A 15,661-nucleotide genomic window follows, 5' to 3' on the forward strand; every position below is an offset into this window, starting at 1 on the left:
ACAGGCACCATGGCAGATTTGAAGAATATTGGAGAGTCGATCAGCGCGCAGTTTCGCGATCTGAATGGCTTGCATCCCGGGCAGTGGCCGATCGTTCCGCGTATGTTGTGTGGAGTGGGAGTATTGCTCGCTGTGATCGTGGTGGGATGGTACGCATACTGGAGCACTGAGCTTGAAGAGTTGGATAGAACCGCGGCAGAAGAATTGACGCTCAAAGATGCCTACAAAGTAAAAGTACAACAGGCGATTAATCTGGATGGTTTGCGTAAGCAAAAAGTGCAGGTTAATGAGTATGTTTCTTCGCTGGAAAAACAATTGCCAAGCAAGGCGGAAATGGATGCCTTGCTATCGGATATTAATCAAGCAGGCTTGGGACGTGGTTTGCAGTTTGAATTATTCAAACCAGGCCAAGTGCTAGTCAAAGACTACTACGCTGAATTGCCTATCGATATAAAAGTAACTGGCAATTACCATGACGTCGCAGCATTTGCCAGTGACATCGCTAATTTGCCTCGTATCGTTACCCTTAACCAGATGAATTTATCTGCAGGAAAAGATAGTTCCCTGACACTTGATGCTGTGGCCAAGACATTTCGTTATTTGGATGATGATGAAGTTGCAGCGCAGCGCAGCACGGCTGCAGGGGCAAAAAAAGGTGGCAAGAAATGAAGCGCTTTCAATTGATTCGTTTAGGCGCATCAGGCTTTCTTTTAGTTAGTCTGTTCGGTTGCGGCGATGGCGGGATACAGGATGTTAGCCAATGGATGAAAGAAGTCCGCCAGCAAACAAAAGTGTCGATCAAGCCTTTGTCTGAACCTAAGAAATTTACACCATTTGCATACGATGCCAAGGGCCGGGAAGATCCATATAGTCCTAATAAGCTGGCTGTAGCTTTGGCAAAGTCAAAAAAGAACAACGGTTCCATACAGCCAAATCTGGATCGTCGGCGCGAAGCACTTGAAAGTTACCCGCTTGATAATTTGCGCATGGTCGGTACCTTGGTTCGGCCGGGTCTAACCTTTGCCCTGTTACAGGCAAATAATTCGGTATTTCAAGTCAAAGTAGGGAATTACATCGGACAGAATCTTGGCATGGTTACCAAAATTACTGATACAGAAGTAGAGCTGAAAGAAATCGTTCAAGACGCGTCCGGCGAATGGGTCGAGCGTGAGGCTAAGTTGGAATTGCAGGAGACGCAAAAATGATGGCGCACCAAAAACAATTCAAAGACTCGCAGGGAATCATGCAAACATTTAAGCGTACATGTGCATTCATCTATCTCGTCGCGATCTGCGGTTTAGCAACGGCTCAAGAAAACGCAATCGAATCGATTACTTCAAATCAGCAGGGTTCCAATGTGGTGATTCGCGTGGCGATGAAAAATCCGCTTACGAAACCTCCAATTGGATTTTCCATAACTAATCCTGCACGTATCGCGCTTGATTTTGCCGGGACGGCAAATGCTACCGGCAAAGGTATGCAAGATATCGGCTTGGGCGACGTGCGTAATGTCAATGTGGTGCAGGCAGGTGAGCGTTCGCGCCTAGTTTTCAACTTAACACGTTCATTGAATTACGCCACGGCAGTAGATGGCAATAATGTTGTTATTACCATTGATGGTACTGGTGGCTTGGCCACGGCAGTCAATACAGTGGGGTTGCCAATAGGGACGCCTCAGATAAATACGGCATCGAGCCGTCAGGCATTGCGTGATATTGATTTCCGTCGCGGCAATAACGGCGAAGGTCGTATTGTCGTTGATTTGCCGAATAATCAAGTCGCGCTAGATGTTCGTCAGCAAGGCAAAAAAATCGAAGTCGATTTCATGAAGACGACAGTGCCTGATGTATTGCGCCGACGTTTGGATGTTGCTGACTTTGGCACGCCGGTCAATATCATTACTACCCAGCAGCTAGGTGAAAACGTGCGTATGACTATCGAGCCAAAAGGTTTGTGGGAGCACAGCGCTTATCAAAGCGATTCGCAATTGGTCATCGAAGTTAAGCCGCTTAAAGAGGAACCGAATAAACTCGGGCAGGGCGTGCGCGATTATCGCGGTGAAAAGCTATCCTTGAATTTCCAGAATGTTGAAGTGCGGGCGGTACTGCAAGTTATAGCTGATTTCACGGGTTTGAACATTATTACTAGTGATACGGTTAGCGGTAATCTGACTTTGCGTTTGAAAGATGTGCCTTGGGATCAAGCACTTGACATCGTGATGCAAGCTAAAGGCTTGGACATGCGTAAAAACGGTTCGGTTTTATGGATTGCTCCGCGGGACGAATTGTTGACTAAAGAGAAGTTGGAGCTTGAACAACGTTCTCAGATTGCTGAGCTTGAGCCGGTCCGAACAGAAACTTTTCAACTCAATTATCAAAAAGCAGAATCTTTTAAACAGGTCTTCGGTATTGATGGTGGTAATCGCAGTATCTTGTCCAAGCGGGGAAGTGCCGTTGTCGATCCTCGTACTAATCAACTGTTCATCACAGATATTCCATCCAAATTGGAAGAAATTCGTGCTCTGGTACAAAAAACAGACATTGCCAGTCGCCAAGTCATGATCGAGGCGAGAATTGTTGAGGCAACGGACACGTTTAGTAGTAGCTTAGGTGCCAAGCTATCCTTTGGCTCGCGGTCAACCAACGCCGCGATTGGTGGTAATCAAGCTACTCCTGGCGGAAGTACCGCTTTGCCGACTCTCGGTGGCAGTGCAGTCAATTTGCCGGCTAATTCTACAGCGGGTGCTGCCGGCTCTGTCGCGCTGACTTTGTTTAATGCCGCAGCTACCAAGTTTATCGGACTGGAATTGTCGGCGCTGGAAGCTGATGGTAAAGGGAAAATTATTTCCAGTCCGCGTGTCATTACGGCGGATCAATTGAAGGCATTGATTGAGCAAGGTACGGAATTACCTTATCAACAGGCAACCAGTAGTGGTGCGACCAGTGTTTCCTTCAGGAAGGCCAATCTGAAACTTGAAGTTACTCCGCAGATTACGCCGGATGGGAATGTTATTCTTGACGTCGACGTTACTAAAGATAGTGTCGGCATCGAAACACCTGCAGGCTTCGCTATTGACACCAAACACGTAAAAACACAGGTACTAATTGACAATGGCGGTACAGTTGTAATTGGCGGTATTTTCCAGCAGACAGAGCGTACTTCTATTTCAAAAGTACCTTTCTTTGGCGATATTCCAGTTTTCGGTAATTTATTTAAGAACACAGGCCGTACCAACGACAAAACCGAATTGCTGATTTTCTTGACCCCTAAAATTCTGACCGACAAGGTATCAATCAGGTAGGATGCTGGTTGTCGCGGCGGCCCTCCCGGCCGCTGCATCTGGCGAGAAAGAGTTAGAGCAACGTGGGTGGAAATATTTTTTTAGTCGGCTTGATGGGCGCCGGCAAAACGACAGTTGGCCGTGCATTAGCAAAGCGGCTGAACAAGCAGTTCATTGATTCGGATCATGAAATCGAAGCGCGCACTGGCGCATCGATTCCATTGATCTTTGAAATTGAAGGCGAAGCCAGCTTCCGCCAGCGCGAAGCAGAAGTCATCCGTGACTTGACGGCGCAACAAGACATTGTCTTGGCCACCGGTGGTGGTGCCGTGCTGAACGCCGAAAGTCGTGCATATCTCAAATCTCGCGGCACAGTTATTTATCTGCGTGCCAGCGTCAATAGCATTTTGCAGCGCACCAGTCACGATAAAAATCGCCCCTTGCTACAAACGACAGATCCTCGTAAAACCATCGAAGATTTATCGCGTGCGCGCGAACCGTTCTACAATGAAGTCGCCGACATCGTCATCGACACTGGTCGGCCTAACGTACAATTCCTGATGCAATCGATCCTGACTCAGTTAGGGCCGGAGCACGCGCAAGTTAATGCGCCTGTATTGCAGCAACAGGACTCTTTATCAAAGCACATTACGATGGCACAGCTCTCTTCTTTTCATACCCTGCACGTTGATTTAGGCGCGCGTAGTTATCCCATTAGTATTGGGCAGGAATTGCTCAGCGACCCTGCAGTCGTCGCTGCACATATCTCTGGCCCTCGCGTCGCAATTGTGACAAATACCGTGGTTGCTCCACTTTATCTTGAGCGGCTCAGTAAAACGTTGGAAGCGGCTGGCAAACGAGTAACCCAAATTATTTTGCCTGACGGTGAAGAAGAAAAAAACTGGGCCAATCTGATGAAGGTGTTTGACGTATTGCTCGCAGAGAAGTGCGATCGTAAAACCACTTTGATCGCTTTGGGTGGTGGTGTAATCGGTGATATTACAGGTTTCGCGGCCGCCGCTTATATGCGTGGCGTGCCGTTCGTCCAAGTGCCTACCACCTTGCTATCGCAAGTTGACTCATCTGTGGGCGGCAAGACCGGGATTAATCATCCTCTCGGCAAGAATATGATCGGTGCGTTTTATCAGCCGCAAGCGGTGATTGCCGACACCTCAACATTAAACACATTGCCTGCGCGTGAGTTGTCCGCCGGCTTGTCTGAGGTGATCAAGCATGGCGCAATTATTGACGCCCCTTTCTTTGATTGGATAGAGGCGAATATCGCCAAGCTCGTCGCAAAAGATGCTGACGCATTGGCCTATGCCATCAAACGCTCATGCGAAATCAAAGCAGATGTTGTACGTCAGGATGAGCGCGAAGGGGGTCTGCGAGCGATTCTGAATTTTGGCCATACCTTTGGCCATGCGATCGAAGCCGGTATGGGCTACGGTGTTTGGTTACATGGCGAAGCGGTCGGTTGCGGCATGGTGATGGCGGCCGATTTATCCCATCGCCTGGGTTTCATTGATGTCTCATCAAAAGAGCGCATAGTCGCATTAGTAAAAGCGGCTGGCTTGCCGACAGTGGCGCCGGATCTCGGCGTGGCACGATGGTTGGAGTTGATGGAAGTCGACAAGAAAAATGAAGGCGGTGAAATCAAATTCATTTTGCTGAAACCCTTGGGCGCATCGATTATCACTACGGTGCGGCAAGATGTTTTGCTCCAGACTTTGAATGCATGCATCGCCTGATTCCATTTTCAGCAAGTCCAGTTATGAGGCTTTCTTGATATGAACATCGAAGCCCATCTGGCGCCGTATGCGGCGCACTCAGAACAATCCGCGGGACGTCGACATACGGAGCCAGCAACTGCATCGCGCACTGAGTTTCAGCGTGATCGCGATCGCATCATTCATTCTTCCGCATTTCGTCGGCTGGAGTATAAAACCCAGGTATTTGTAAATCACGAGGGCGATCTGTTTCGTACTCGTCTTACGCATAGCATTGAGGTCGCGCAAATCGCACGCTCAATCGCGCGTAATTTGCATTTGAACGAGGATCTGGTTGAGGCAATTTCTCTGGCACACGATCTGGGTCACACGCCATTCGGCCATGCCGGGCAGGATGCGCTAAACGCCTGCATGAATGACTACGGTGGTTTCGAGCATAATCTACAAAGCTTGCGCGTGGTCGATACGCTGGAGCAGCGTTACGGTGCATTCGATGGCTTGAACCTGATGTTTGAAACACGCGAAGGCATACTCAAGCATTGCTCGTTAGCGAATGCAAAAAAGCTCGATGCAATCGGCTTGCGCTTTATTCAAAAAAAGCAGCCCACGCTAGAAGCGCAACTCGCCAATTTGGCCGATGAGATCGCTTACAACAATCACGATATTGACGACGGTTTGCGTTCGGGTTTGCTAACGACCTCGCAACTTGATGAAATTGATTTTTACGCGCGTCATCGTCATCAGGTTGAACTTGCATTTCCCGGTATAAATGGACGACGCGCGATTAACGAAACGATACGTCGCATGATCAATGCATTGATTGTTGATGTGATCGAAACCTCGCAAGAGCGGATTCAATCTGCACAAATAATGACGGTGGATGATGTGCGTAATGCGGTTCCGTTAATCGCATTCTCCGACGCAATGCGTGCGGAAGCAGTTTTGCTGAAGCGCTTTCTGCGAGAGAATCTTTACCAGCATTATCAAGTCAATCGGATGACCAGCAAGGCACGCCGTATCGTGATGGAATTGTTCGCTGCCTTCATGCGGGAACCGAATCTATTGCCGCCTGATTACCAGCAATCAGTCAGCGATAATCCGCAAGCTATTGCGACGCAGGCGCGCAAAGTTGCCGATTACATCGCGGGCATGACAGACCGTTATGCAATACGAGAGCATAAACGCTTGTTCTTGATTGATGAGATGTAAACGTTATTGTTCGTCGGAAATTTCGCTTTCTCAAAATGACAGACAGCGTAGGCCAGCGCAGCAGATATTCCTTAAAAAATCCGAGCCAACCAATAATACACAATCCACTCTTCAGACTAAGTCGCGTAATGGATGTGCGTAGTCCGGCCATGCGGGAGTAAAAAACGGCGCGATCATTTTTGGTGTCACCTCTTGTAAAGAAGCGGGCCGCCATTGCGGTGCGTTATCCTTATCGATTACAAGCGCACGTATTCCCTCTACAGTTTCGCCATGTTCAAAGCAGCGTCTTACCATTGTGCGTTCCAGCCGCAGACAATCAGCGAGCTCCATCTTTGCTGAACGACGAATTTGCTCCAGCGATACGCAAACCATCAATGGTGAGCGCTTCAATATTGTGGCCAATGTTTTTTGCGCAAAAGGATCGTCATCCTGTGCCAGTGAGGAGGTAATCGCTGCGACATTGTCATGCGAAAAATGATGATCGATCAAATGACGTTGTTTGGCGAGCATGCTGTTTGCAGGATTGATTTGTGCTGCAAACGGCGCCGCAAATGCTTCAATCGCCTCGCGGTATTGATGATCATCGACCGATTCAATCAAAGTTATTAGCGCGGGCAATTTTGCTCGAGGGACAAATATATCTGCCAGATTTGCGTACAAGGTATCGTCGGTGCCGATGATCTCACCAGTCAATCCAAGATAGGTGCCAAGTTCACCTGGCAGTCGTGACAAAAAATACCCGCCGCCGACATCAGGGAATAAGCCGATATTCACCTCTGGCATTGCCATCCTGGTGCGCTCTGTGACGATACGTATGCTTTCGCTGCTCTGCGAAATGCCCATGCCACCACCCATCACGATGCCATCCAGTATTGCTATGTAAGGTTTTGGATAATGGTGAATCAAATGATTGAGTGCGTATTCTTCAGTAAAAAAATCCTCCAAAAGTGCGCTGCCACCTGTGAGGCCTGCTTTGGCGACTTCGTGAAAAAAGTGAATATCGCCGCCTGCGCAGAATGCTTTAGGAAGTGTGCTAAGTATGAGAATTGCGTTTACGTCGGGCGCCTCTCGCCAAGAGCTCAAAGTTTGTGCAAGCGCACGAATCATCTCTAGCGATAAGGAGTTGAGTGCGGCGGGGCGATCTAGTATCACGCAGCCTAAGCCATTTTTGGTTGAGGTATGGATATGTGTTTGCATACATGAGATGAGTTAAAGGCGGCAATGTATTTTAGCGGCTTCCATACAACATTTCGAATGAAGTGTTGCCGTTCGAGGCTGGAATCAGGCCGCTTATCAGCTGCTGCTGGCATTCAGATTTGATTGGTTTAGATTAATGTTACTTACAAGGAATTTTATATGAACAGGACTTATCTTTACTCGTCGTGGCGTAAATCAGCGGGTTTTACGTTGATAGAGTTGATGATCACAGTTGCGATTATTGGCATTCTCGCGGCTGTAGCTATTCCTTCATACAGTAACTATGTAATCCGTAGCAAAATTCCTGACGCCACATCTGCGCTTGCCGCCAAGAGAGTGCAGATGGAGCAGTACTTTCAGGATAATCATACTTATGCGCCTGCTGCCACGGGACCCTGTGCTTCGGATACGACGACCAGCCGTTTCTTTACTTTTAGTTGCTCTGTTGCGGGAACATCCACTGTTTATACCTTGCAGGCAGTCGGCGTGGGAACAATGACTGGTTTTACTTTCACCATAGATCAAGATAATGCCAAAGTAACCACGATGACTAGTGGCGCGCCATCTGGTTGGACTAGTAATGCTAATTGCTGGGTTACCAAACGAGGTGGGGTGTGTTAACAATGCGCCTAAGTAGGCAAGATGGCGTTACTTTGATCGAACTGATAATTGGTCTTGCAATTGTTGCTGTTTTGCTTGCTATTGCTGTTCCCAACTTTAGTACCTTCATCGCTAATACAAAGATTCGTAATGCTGCTGAGGCGATACAAAATGGACTTAGCTTGGCGCGTGTTGAGGCTGTGAGGCGCAACGCTAACGTTCAGTTGGTTCTTGGTAGTGGTACGTCGTGGACAGTAGGGTGCGAGACGGTTGTCGCGGGATGCCCTGCAACGATTCAGGCGAGGACTGCGGCCGAAGGGTCTTCAAGTATTTCTATCGCTACATCTGAAGTTGTCGCATCTACGAATGTCGCCGCCGCTACACCGGTTTTTACGTCTGCGCTAAGTTTCAATAATTTAGGGCGAGTAACGAATGGCACTCTCGCTCTCGGAAATAATGCGCTTTTCGATATAAGCAATGCCGCTGGCGGGACGTGTGCCGTTATCGGTGGTCCTATGCGCTGTCTAAGAGTAGTCGTTACGTCCGGAGGGCAGGTTCGTATGTGCGACCCAAAACTTCCTTCTGCCGATCCTCAAGCCTGTTAAGGCAATTATGTCTATGCAATCCACCACATTGTTGAAGAAGCAATCCGGCATGATGTTGCTAGAAGGCCTGATTGCCATTCTTGTTTTTTCTCTTGGCATACTTGCATTGGTTGGTATGCAGGCAGTCTCAGTAAAACAGGTAACAGATGCAAAGTATCGTTCGGATGCCAGCTTATTGGCAAGTCAGTTATTGGGGACGATGTGGGTAAATTTAGACCGGAGATCTACAGTGACACCAGCTGCAGCTGCAACTGGCTTGAAAGCAAACTTCGATACATCCACATCCACTGCATCCGCTGCCCTTACTAACTGGAAGGCTGCTGTTGCAAATGCTCTGCCGGGAATTAGCGATGACGTGAATCAGCCGACGGTAGACGTTACTGCAATCGGAACTACAAACGATGGGACGGTAACGGTAACAATTTTCTGGCTAGCGCCCGGAGATCCATCCCAAGACGCCCATAAATACGTCACCGTCGCGCAGATACGGTGAGGAGATTAAATTGTTGAAGATGTCGAAATTTTCTATGCGCCGTACTGCTGGTTTCAGTTTGGTGGAAATCATGGTTGGCGTCGCTATCGGCATGTTGGCTGTCATCGTTATCTTGCAAGTGTTTGCACTTTCGGAAGGGCGCAAACGTACTACTACGAGTGGCGGTGATGCGCAAAGTAATGGCGCTTTGATGATTTATCAGTTACAGCGCGACATAGGACAGGCGGGTTATGGTTTTGTTGCGCCAAGTATGTTCAACTGCAACGTGACTTGGTCTGTAGCGTCGGGAGCGACCATAGCAACGGCTGTGCCTTTGGCGCCTGTAACGATTAATCCAGCTACTACAATTATTCCGGCAGGTGACCCGAATACTGATCGCTTGTTAATTCTGTTCGGGAATGGAAATGGGCAGCCTCAAGGCAATACCATTACTGCGCAAGCTTCTGCCGTCTATACGGTTCAAATGCCAAGTTCATTCACAGCTGGTGTAGTCGGCGTTGGGGACAAGGTAATCGCTGGACCTACTCCTCCAGCTACGTGTGGCACCTTGATTGTAGATCGTATCACTGCTGTCGCTACAAATACAGTAACCGCAGCAACTGGGGCGGTGGGAACGATACTTTATAACCTCGGACCATCTCCCACGGTGCGTGCCTATGCTGTTCGCGGCGGGAGTCTTACCGTATGCGATTACATGCTCAACGATTGCGGTCTGGATGCTAATAAGGCAAATCCAGCGATATGGGTACCCCTCGCTAGCAATATTGTCAGCTTGAAAGCGCAGTACGCTCGCGATACTACCGCGACGATGGATGCAGTTCCTGATGTGTTTGATCAAATTACGCCAGGCAGTGCCGCAGATGCAAGTGGCATACCGGCCACTTGCGGTTGGTCAAGAACCTCTGCAGTAAGAATAGCTGTGGTGGCACGTAGCAATCAATTTGAAAAAGGGCTTGTTACGACAACCTCGTTGAATGTGAATAATCTGGTAAATGCCCCTACTTGGGATGGTAACGCGGGTGCTCCCATTGTTGCTGCCACGGGAACCTTGGGTCCAGATGCCGCCCTAGATGAGCCTTGGAAGCACTATCGTTATAAAGTTTCACAGACCGTAGTCCCGATTCGAAACGTTACGTGGATGGGAGTGCCGACAGGATGTTAATCAAAGCTTTCTCTCCAATGCGGCGCTCAAGGCAGTCGGGTGTAGTTCTGATCATTGCTCTTATTGTGTTGGTAGCGATGACGCTCGCCGGCATTGCATTAATGCGCTCGGTGGATACGAATAATTTGATTGCGGGAAATTTAGCTTTCCAACAGGCTGCAACCCGATCTGGTGACGCGGGTGTTGAAGCCGCAATTGCATTTTTAGCTGGAGCAAGTGCAGCAACTTTGGAGGCGGACAGTTCGGGGAACGGGTACGCCGCAAATGGCAGTGCCGCGTCACATAGCCCGGCTGCAGGACAGTCGTGGGATGCTTATTGGGCTGCAACCTTAGCTGCCAGAAAATTTGATTTGAACAACGGCGCCGCAGACGAGGCTGGTAACAAGATTTCTTACGTAATTGACCGTATGTGCAATAACGCCGGTGGCAAGACATCGGGCGGTTCGTGTATTGCATCGCCGGTGGTGACTGCGGCTACAGGGAATAATGAAAATCAAGAAATTCAGCTTAATGCCCCATCGGTTGTTTATTACAGAATTACTGTCCGTATCGTCGGACCACGAAATACCGTCAGCTATGTTCAAGCAATGGCCTCAATGTAATGGGTGAGGCAGCAATAACCCAACCATATTGGCAATTGCGCACGCCGCAAAATATGCTTCAAATTCAGGAGATCGAAATGCCCCATAATCAATCGCTCAAAAAAATCGGCGCTGTGCTGATGGTGTGGGCTGTTATCGGCTCTGCAGCGGCGGCAACTGACATCTCTACAACACCGTTGAATACATATTCTGCACCGTCGTCCACGGACGTGAAGCCTAATGTCTTTTTCATCCTTGATGATTCTGGCAGTATGGACTGGGATTTCATGCCGGATTGGGCCTGTGCTGGCGTTTCAACCCGTAATTCTTCTTGCTCTAGTACTGGTCAGGATCCAGCTTCTGCTCGTGCTGAATATTTATTCCGCAATGCCGCTTATAACGGTATGTATTACAACCCTGCAGTTAAATATGTGCCACCAATTTCGGTTGGGGCTACTGGAGTAATTAACACGACTACTTATCCAAGTCAGACTGGAGTATCGGCGACCACAGGTGGGGACAATACCGCCACGACTTCTGCACGAAATTGGAAAGCTGTTAAAGATGACGCTTACGGTATTCAAAGCACGACTACGTCAGACTTACTCACAAATACTGCAACGCCGCCATATTTTTATACGATGGTGCCAGGAGAATATTGCACAGCGCCGAATTTAAAAACATGTGTTGCAGCTACAGCGCCTACTACGACTTATCCTTATCCCGCGACAGTGCGTTGGTGCACTAATAATGCTTTAAGCACTTGCAGGGCAACTTTTGGTACGGGCTATGACTGGGTGCGGGCACCCTCGCCACCGGTTGCAACAATTACTGTTTCCGGCTCAACAAATACTGTTGTGAGTAATATCACCGTAGGTGGCTCTGAAATTCTGTCTGCTTCGACGGTCAGTAGTAATAATGCCAATACTGTTGCACAGCGAATTGTGGATAACATCAACGCTTGTACTCTTACTAAGGTGAGTACTAATTGCCAAGTGATTGGTTACAGTGCATCTAGGTCTGGTGCTGTCGTCACAATTGTTGCGCCTAGTGCAACCACATCTTTGCCGGCGGTGACCAAAACTGGTATGACCGTGACTGCTGCAGCGTTTGCTGTGGCAAGTACCACTATCCGGGGTGAAAATAGACGCACAGTACTTACTCCGGAGATTACTAGTTATCCTTATCCAGGTAGCAGTAGTAAAGCCGCTACTCGTACTGACTGCGTTGGCACTACCTGTACGTACAATGAAGAAATGACGAACTATGCGAACTGGTGGACGTATTACCGGACGCGTATGCAGATGATGAAAACATCTGCCAGTAATGCATTTTCAACGATTGATTCAGCAGCAGATATAAGCAGTGGAGTTTCGCGGTTTCGTTTGGGTTATATGAGTATTAATAATAATACCAATAGCGATTATCTTAATCTAGCTGAATTTACCGGCGCCCAAAAATACGATTGGTACACCAAATTAATTAGTGCGCAGCCGAGTAACGGTACCGGATTACGTTCCGCTCTGTCGCAGGCTGGTCGCTTGTACGCGGGAAAACTGAATGGAACAACTTTCCAAGGTAGTACGGTTGTTGATCCTATGCAGTATTCGTGTCAACAAAACTATACAATTTTATCTACAGATGGGTTTTGGAATGGTGGCGCAGGCTTCAAACTAGATGACAGTGTTCCTGTGGGTAATCAAGACGTAGGGTTATCTAGGCCTTACTATGACGGAGGTGCCGCGCAACTTCAAATCACAACCAGCACTTTACAGCAACGCACAGGCCCGCTTCAGAGACGGTCGGGGGGCGGTTGGACTACCGTTGCGACTTGTAACGCGAATACGAACACCTGCAGATATAACTGGACTGCTTGGACAAATGTGTCTAGTTGTACTTTGAATCTCAGTCCAAATGCTGGCAATATGACTATCAGCAATGCAACAGATTGCCAGTATAGTACGAGTACTTCGGATGCATCTTCCTGCACTCCTATCAGGGAATCAGCTCCTCCTAATTACACGGTGGCAACTGCTAGGGCATGTTCATATCGATCTACTGATGGCGGCGCGTCGGATACGCTCGCTGACGTAGCGTCCTATTACTACAATACCGATTTGCGCGACTCAACAGCAACGGGTGACGATGTAACTGGAACGTGCGTTGGACCTACTATTTCCCCAGCAACGACTCCAAATAACCTGTGCACTAATAATGTCCCATCAAACGGTCGGGACGTTGCAACTGCGCAGCATATGACGACATTCACGCTGGGTTTAGGGGCTCAAGGGCAGATGGTTTATGCGCCTACTGATACTCAAGATTATTGGAATGACACAAGCGGTGATTTTTTCGATGTGCTGAAGGGAAATGCTACAAGTTCCAGCGCTGGTGTTTGCTCTTGGCAAAGCAGTGGCGCGTGTAATTGGCCTGCGCCTGTTGCGAATGCTAATACCACTATTGATGATTTGTGGCATACCGCGATTAATGGGCATGGGACTTACTTTAGTGCTGCGGATCCATCATCTCTATCGAGTAGCTTGATTAAAGCGTTGGCAACAATCTCTAATACCCCGCGTCCTGGTACGGCCGCGGCGGCCGCGAGCAGCAATCCAAACGTAAGTGCCAGCGACAATTACGTGTTCAGCTCTTCTTACAAGTCGGTGGAATGGTACGGGGAGCTTATTCGTCAGCAGATTACTGCTACGGGGTCGTTGACTGCCCAGAATTGGTCATCTATGAAGTTACTCGATTGTGCGACAACAGAATGGGCAGCAGGAAAATTATATGTCGTCGGCAGTGTGTTTAGACAAAGTGGCAGCTGTTACTCGGTCAATTCTGAATATGTTTCACCTGCAACATTCAATGCAGGTGGTTTGGATGTGAGCAACACAGCAGTGATAAATGTCGATGAGGCCGCAACGACATTAGTACCGGCCACACCACTTGCTGCAAGAACTATCTATACGAAAGGCGCGAGCGGGTTGATTTCGTTTGAGTGGGCGAGTTTATCAAATACTCAGAAAAGCTATTTCACTGCCCCGTATGTTACTTATGTAGCTAGTCCAAGATCGGGTTTATCGCAGTTTTGCTCTCCTGCTGGGGGGACATGTTTGAGTACTGCACTGCAAAGCAACAACACTATTGCAACTGGTGGTGCAGCAGGGGAGGCATTGGTTAATTTTCTGCGTGGGGATCGCAGTAATGAGGCAGGTGGTGCGACAGGATATTTCCGACAACGTACTCACGTTTTAGGTGACATCGTGTCGTCCGAGGCGCGCTATGTACAAACGCCTTTATATAACTACCGAGACGCTAATTACAGCCAGTTCAAGATAAACAAGTCTTCACGTGCGGGTGCAGTGTATGTGGGTGCTAATGACGGTATGTTGCATGCCTTTAACGCGATTACGGGGCAAGAGTTATGGGCATATGTTCCAGGAATGGTCTTGCCGGATTTGTATAAGTTAGCTGATAAAAACTATTCGACTCAACATCAATATTCTGTCGATAACTCGCCTGAGACTGGTGATATTTGCCCCAACGCAAACTTGACTACTCCAACCACTTGTACGGCTGGGCAGTGGAAAACCATTTTGGTTGGTGGGTTGAATCGGGGTGGAAAAGGTTATTACGCACTTGATATAACTACTCCAGGGTCGCCGACATTATTGTGGGAATTTACCGATGCCAATCTTGGTTACAGCTATGGCAATCCAACCATTACTAAACTTAGAGATGGTAGATGGGTGGTCCTTATCAGTTCCGGTTATAACAATACTGATGGAACTGTTGCGGCAGATGTGGGAAAAGGTCGATTGTATGTGCTTGACGCAAATACAGGCGACATTATAAGAGACATCAGTACCGGAGTTGGTAGTGCAACAACGCCTAGCGGCTTGACTCGTATTAGTGCACACGTGCTCGAGTCATCGACAGATAACACAGCGAGGGCTGCATACGGTGGTGATACGCTGGGAAATCTGTGGCGGTTTGACATTAATGGAGATATTGGCGCAACCGGTTACGACGCACAATTATTGGTGAGTTTGGTAGACGCGGCAGGGAATGCGCAGCCGATTACGACTAGGCCTGTGCAGGCCACTATTAGCGGAAAACCTGTAATTTTTGTCGGGACCGGACGCTACTTAGGTACTACAGATGTTGCTAATGCTGACACGCAATCGTTTTATGCAATCAAAGACAATTTGAACTCAACCACCTTAGGGAATCCACGTACTACGAGTAATAATTTCGTCGCTCAAACATTTACCAACACGACTTGCCCTGCTAATACTGCCACTTCAGTTTGTATACCTCAACAGGTAGTGCGTACCAGTAGTAGCAACAGTGTGGATTGGAACACCAAAAATGGTTGGTACGTTGATTTTCTGACTGGCGGTGAACGTTCTAGCACTGATCCCGCACTTGCTTTGGGGACTATTTTGTTTACGACGATTACGCCGCAAGCATCGACCGTGAGTGCCTGTGGCGCAACGACGGGCACGGCCGCCAGTTTTGTTTATGCGCTGAATTACCTGACCGGTGGGGCAGTCGAAGGATCAAATGGTGTGAGTGGTATTAGTTTGGGTTCGGGTCTTGTTACACGCCCAGTGATGATATTGCAGGCTGATGGGACAGTACGAGCATTAATTAGAACATCAACGGGGGCATCAAGTGGTAGCGATTTAGGTGGAACTATTGTTATAACTCCCCCAGTAAATCCGCCTTCGGCCAGTGGTACTCGTCGAGTTTCTTGGCGAGTCTTGAACGCCCAATAGAGAAAGAGGATTACGGGATCATT

At 48.4% G+C, this 15,661-nt stretch carries 12 protein-coding genes; 11 read left to right on the plus strand and 1 reads right to left on the minus strand.

What is annotated here, in order from left to right; genetic code table 11:
- The first annotated feature begins 9 nt into the window (after positions 1 to 9).
- The 5 genes from Q7T66_RS15225 (at position 10) to Q7T66_RS15205 (ending at position 6,219) form a co-directional block, all read left to right on the plus strand.
- The gene (locus Q7T66_RS15225; RefSeq protein ID WP_304933809.1) at positions 10 to 669 is read left to right on the plus strand and encodes a type 4a pilus biogenesis protein PilO; all 660 of its coding nucleotides are present in this window, start codon (positions 10 to 12) and stop codon (positions 667 to 669) included.
- A complete protein-coding gene (locus tag Q7T66_RS15220) occupies positions 666 to 1,205 on the plus strand; it encodes a pilus assembly protein PilP (RefSeq protein ID WP_304933810.1) in 540 nt (179 codons plus the stop codon). Before Q7T66_RS15225 ends, Q7T66_RS15220 begins: the two co-directional genes overlap by 4 nt.
- A 38-nt stretch (positions 1,206 to 1,243) precedes the next feature.
- Positions 1,244 to 3,301 carry a type IV pilus secretin PilQ gene (gene pilQ, locus Q7T66_RS15215; protein WP_304933811.1) on the plus strand — a complete coding sequence of 686 codons (2,058 nt, stop codon included), beginning with the start codon at positions 1,244 to 1,246 and terminating at the stop codon, positions 3,299 to 3,301.
- A gap of 62 nt (positions 3,302 to 3,363) precedes the next feature.
- Positions 3,364 to 5,031 (plus strand): bifunctional shikimate kinase/3-dehydroquinate synthase AroKB, encoded by a 1,668-nt coding sequence (gene aroKB, locus Q7T66_RS15210; protein WP_304933812.1) that lies wholly within the window; start codon positions 3,364 to 3,366, stop codon positions 5,029 to 5,031.
- A gap of 39 nt (positions 5,032 to 5,070) precedes the next feature.
- Positions 5,071 to 6,219: a deoxyguanosinetriphosphate triphosphohydrolase gene (locus tag Q7T66_RS15205; protein WP_304933813.1), complete on the plus strand. Its 1,149-nt coding sequence runs from the start codon at positions 5,071 to 5,073 to the stop codon at positions 6,217 to 6,219.
- 111 nt (positions 6,220 to 6,330) lie between these two features.
- Here Q7T66_RS15205 and Q7T66_RS15200 read toward each other — a convergent pair whose 3' ends face one another.
- Positions 6,331 to 7,416 carry an enoyl-CoA hydratase/isomerase family protein gene (locus Q7T66_RS15200; protein ID WP_304933814.1) on the minus strand — a complete coding sequence of 362 codons (1,086 nt, stop codon included), beginning with the start codon at positions 7,414 to 7,416 and terminating at the stop codon, positions 6,331 to 6,333.
- 159 nt (positions 7,417 to 7,575) lie between these two features.
- Between Q7T66_RS15200 and Q7T66_RS15195 the strand changes: the two genes are divergently transcribed.
- Genes Q7T66_RS15195 through Q7T66_RS15170 form a run of 6 tightly spaced genes read left to right on the plus strand, consistent with a single transcriptional unit; the run spans position 7,576 to position 15,638 of the window.
- Positions 7,576 to 8,037, plus strand: a complete 462-nt coding sequence (locus tag Q7T66_RS15195) for a type IV pilin protein (protein ID WP_304933815.1) — start codon at positions 7,576 to 7,578, stop codon at positions 8,035 to 8,037.
- 2 nt (positions 8,038 to 8,039) lie between these two features.
- Positions 8,040 to 8,621, plus strand: a complete 582-nt coding sequence (locus tag Q7T66_RS15190) for a GspH/FimT family pseudopilin (protein ID WP_304933986.1) — start codon at positions 8,040 to 8,042, stop codon at positions 8,619 to 8,621.
- 13 nt (positions 8,622 to 8,634) lie between these two features.
- Positions 8,635 to 9,114, plus strand: coding sequence for a type IV pilus modification protein PilV (pilV, locus tag Q7T66_RS15185; protein ID WP_304933816.1), 480 nt, complete (start codon positions 8,635 to 8,637; stop codon positions 9,112 to 9,114).
- Between the two features lie 19 nt (positions 9,115 to 9,133).
- Positions 9,134 to 10,276: a PilW family protein gene (locus Q7T66_RS15180; protein WP_304933817.1), complete on the plus strand. Its 1,143-nt coding sequence runs from the start codon at positions 9,134 to 9,136 to the stop codon at positions 10,274 to 10,276.
- Positions 10,270 to 10,878: a hypothetical protein gene (locus tag Q7T66_RS15175; RefSeq protein ID WP_304933818.1), complete on the plus strand. Its 609-nt coding sequence runs from the start codon at positions 10,270 to 10,272 to the stop codon at positions 10,876 to 10,878. The genes Q7T66_RS15180 and Q7T66_RS15175 overlap by 7 nt, the downstream gene beginning before the upstream one ends.
- Positions 10,878 to 15,638 (plus strand): pilus assembly protein, encoded by a 4,761-nt coding sequence (locus Q7T66_RS15170; protein WP_304933819.1) that lies wholly within the window; start codon positions 10,878 to 10,880, stop codon positions 15,636 to 15,638. The genes Q7T66_RS15175 and Q7T66_RS15170 overlap by 1 nt, the downstream gene beginning before the upstream one ends.
- The last annotated feature ends 23 nt before the right edge of the window (positions 15,639 to 15,661 follow it).

The organism is Herminiimonas sp. (assembly GCF_030655415.1).

Bases quoted from the DNA above. Each gene is read 5' to 3' on its own strand.
- Q7T66_RS15225 (WP_304933809.1), top strand. From the start codon at position 10: ATGGCAGATTTGAAGAATATTGGAGAGTCGATCAGCGCGCAGTTTCGC.
- Q7T66_RS15220 (WP_304933810.1), top strand. From the start codon at position 666: ATGAAGCGCTTTCAATTGATTCGTTTAGGCGCATCAGGCTTTCTTTTA.
- pilQ (WP_304933811.1), top strand. From the start codon at position 1,244: ATGCAAACATTTAAGCGTACATGTGCATTCATCTATCTCGTCGCGATC.
- Q7T66_RS15205 (WP_304933813.1), top strand. From the start codon at position 5,071: ATGAACATCGAAGCCCATCTGGCGCCGTATGCGGCGCACTCAGAACAA.
- Q7T66_RS15200 (WP_304933814.1), bottom strand. From the start codon at position 7,416: ATGCAAACACATATCCATACCTCAACCAAAAATGGCTTAGGCTGCGTG.
- Q7T66_RS15195 (WP_304933815.1), top strand. From the start codon at position 7,576: ATGAACAGGACTTATCTTTACTCGTCGTGGCGTAAATCAGCGGGTTTT.
- Q7T66_RS15190 (WP_304933986.1), top strand. From the start codon at position 8,040: ATGCGCCTAAGTAGGCAAGATGGCGTTACTTTGATCGAACTGATAATT.
- pilV (WP_304933816.1), top strand. From the start codon at position 8,635: ATGCAATCCACCACATTGTTGAAGAAGCAATCCGGCATGATGTTGCTA.
- Q7T66_RS15180 (WP_304933817.1), top strand. From the start codon at position 9,134: ATGTCGAAATTTTCTATGCGCCGTACTGCTGGTTTCAGTTTGGTGGAA.
- Q7T66_RS15175 (WP_304933818.1), top strand. From the start codon at position 10,270: ATGTTAATCAAAGCTTTCTCTCCAATGCGGCGCTCAAGGCAGTCGGGT.
- Q7T66_RS15170 (WP_304933819.1), top strand. From the start codon at position 10,878: ATGGGTGAGGCAGCAATAACCCAACCATATTGGCAATTGCGCACGCCG.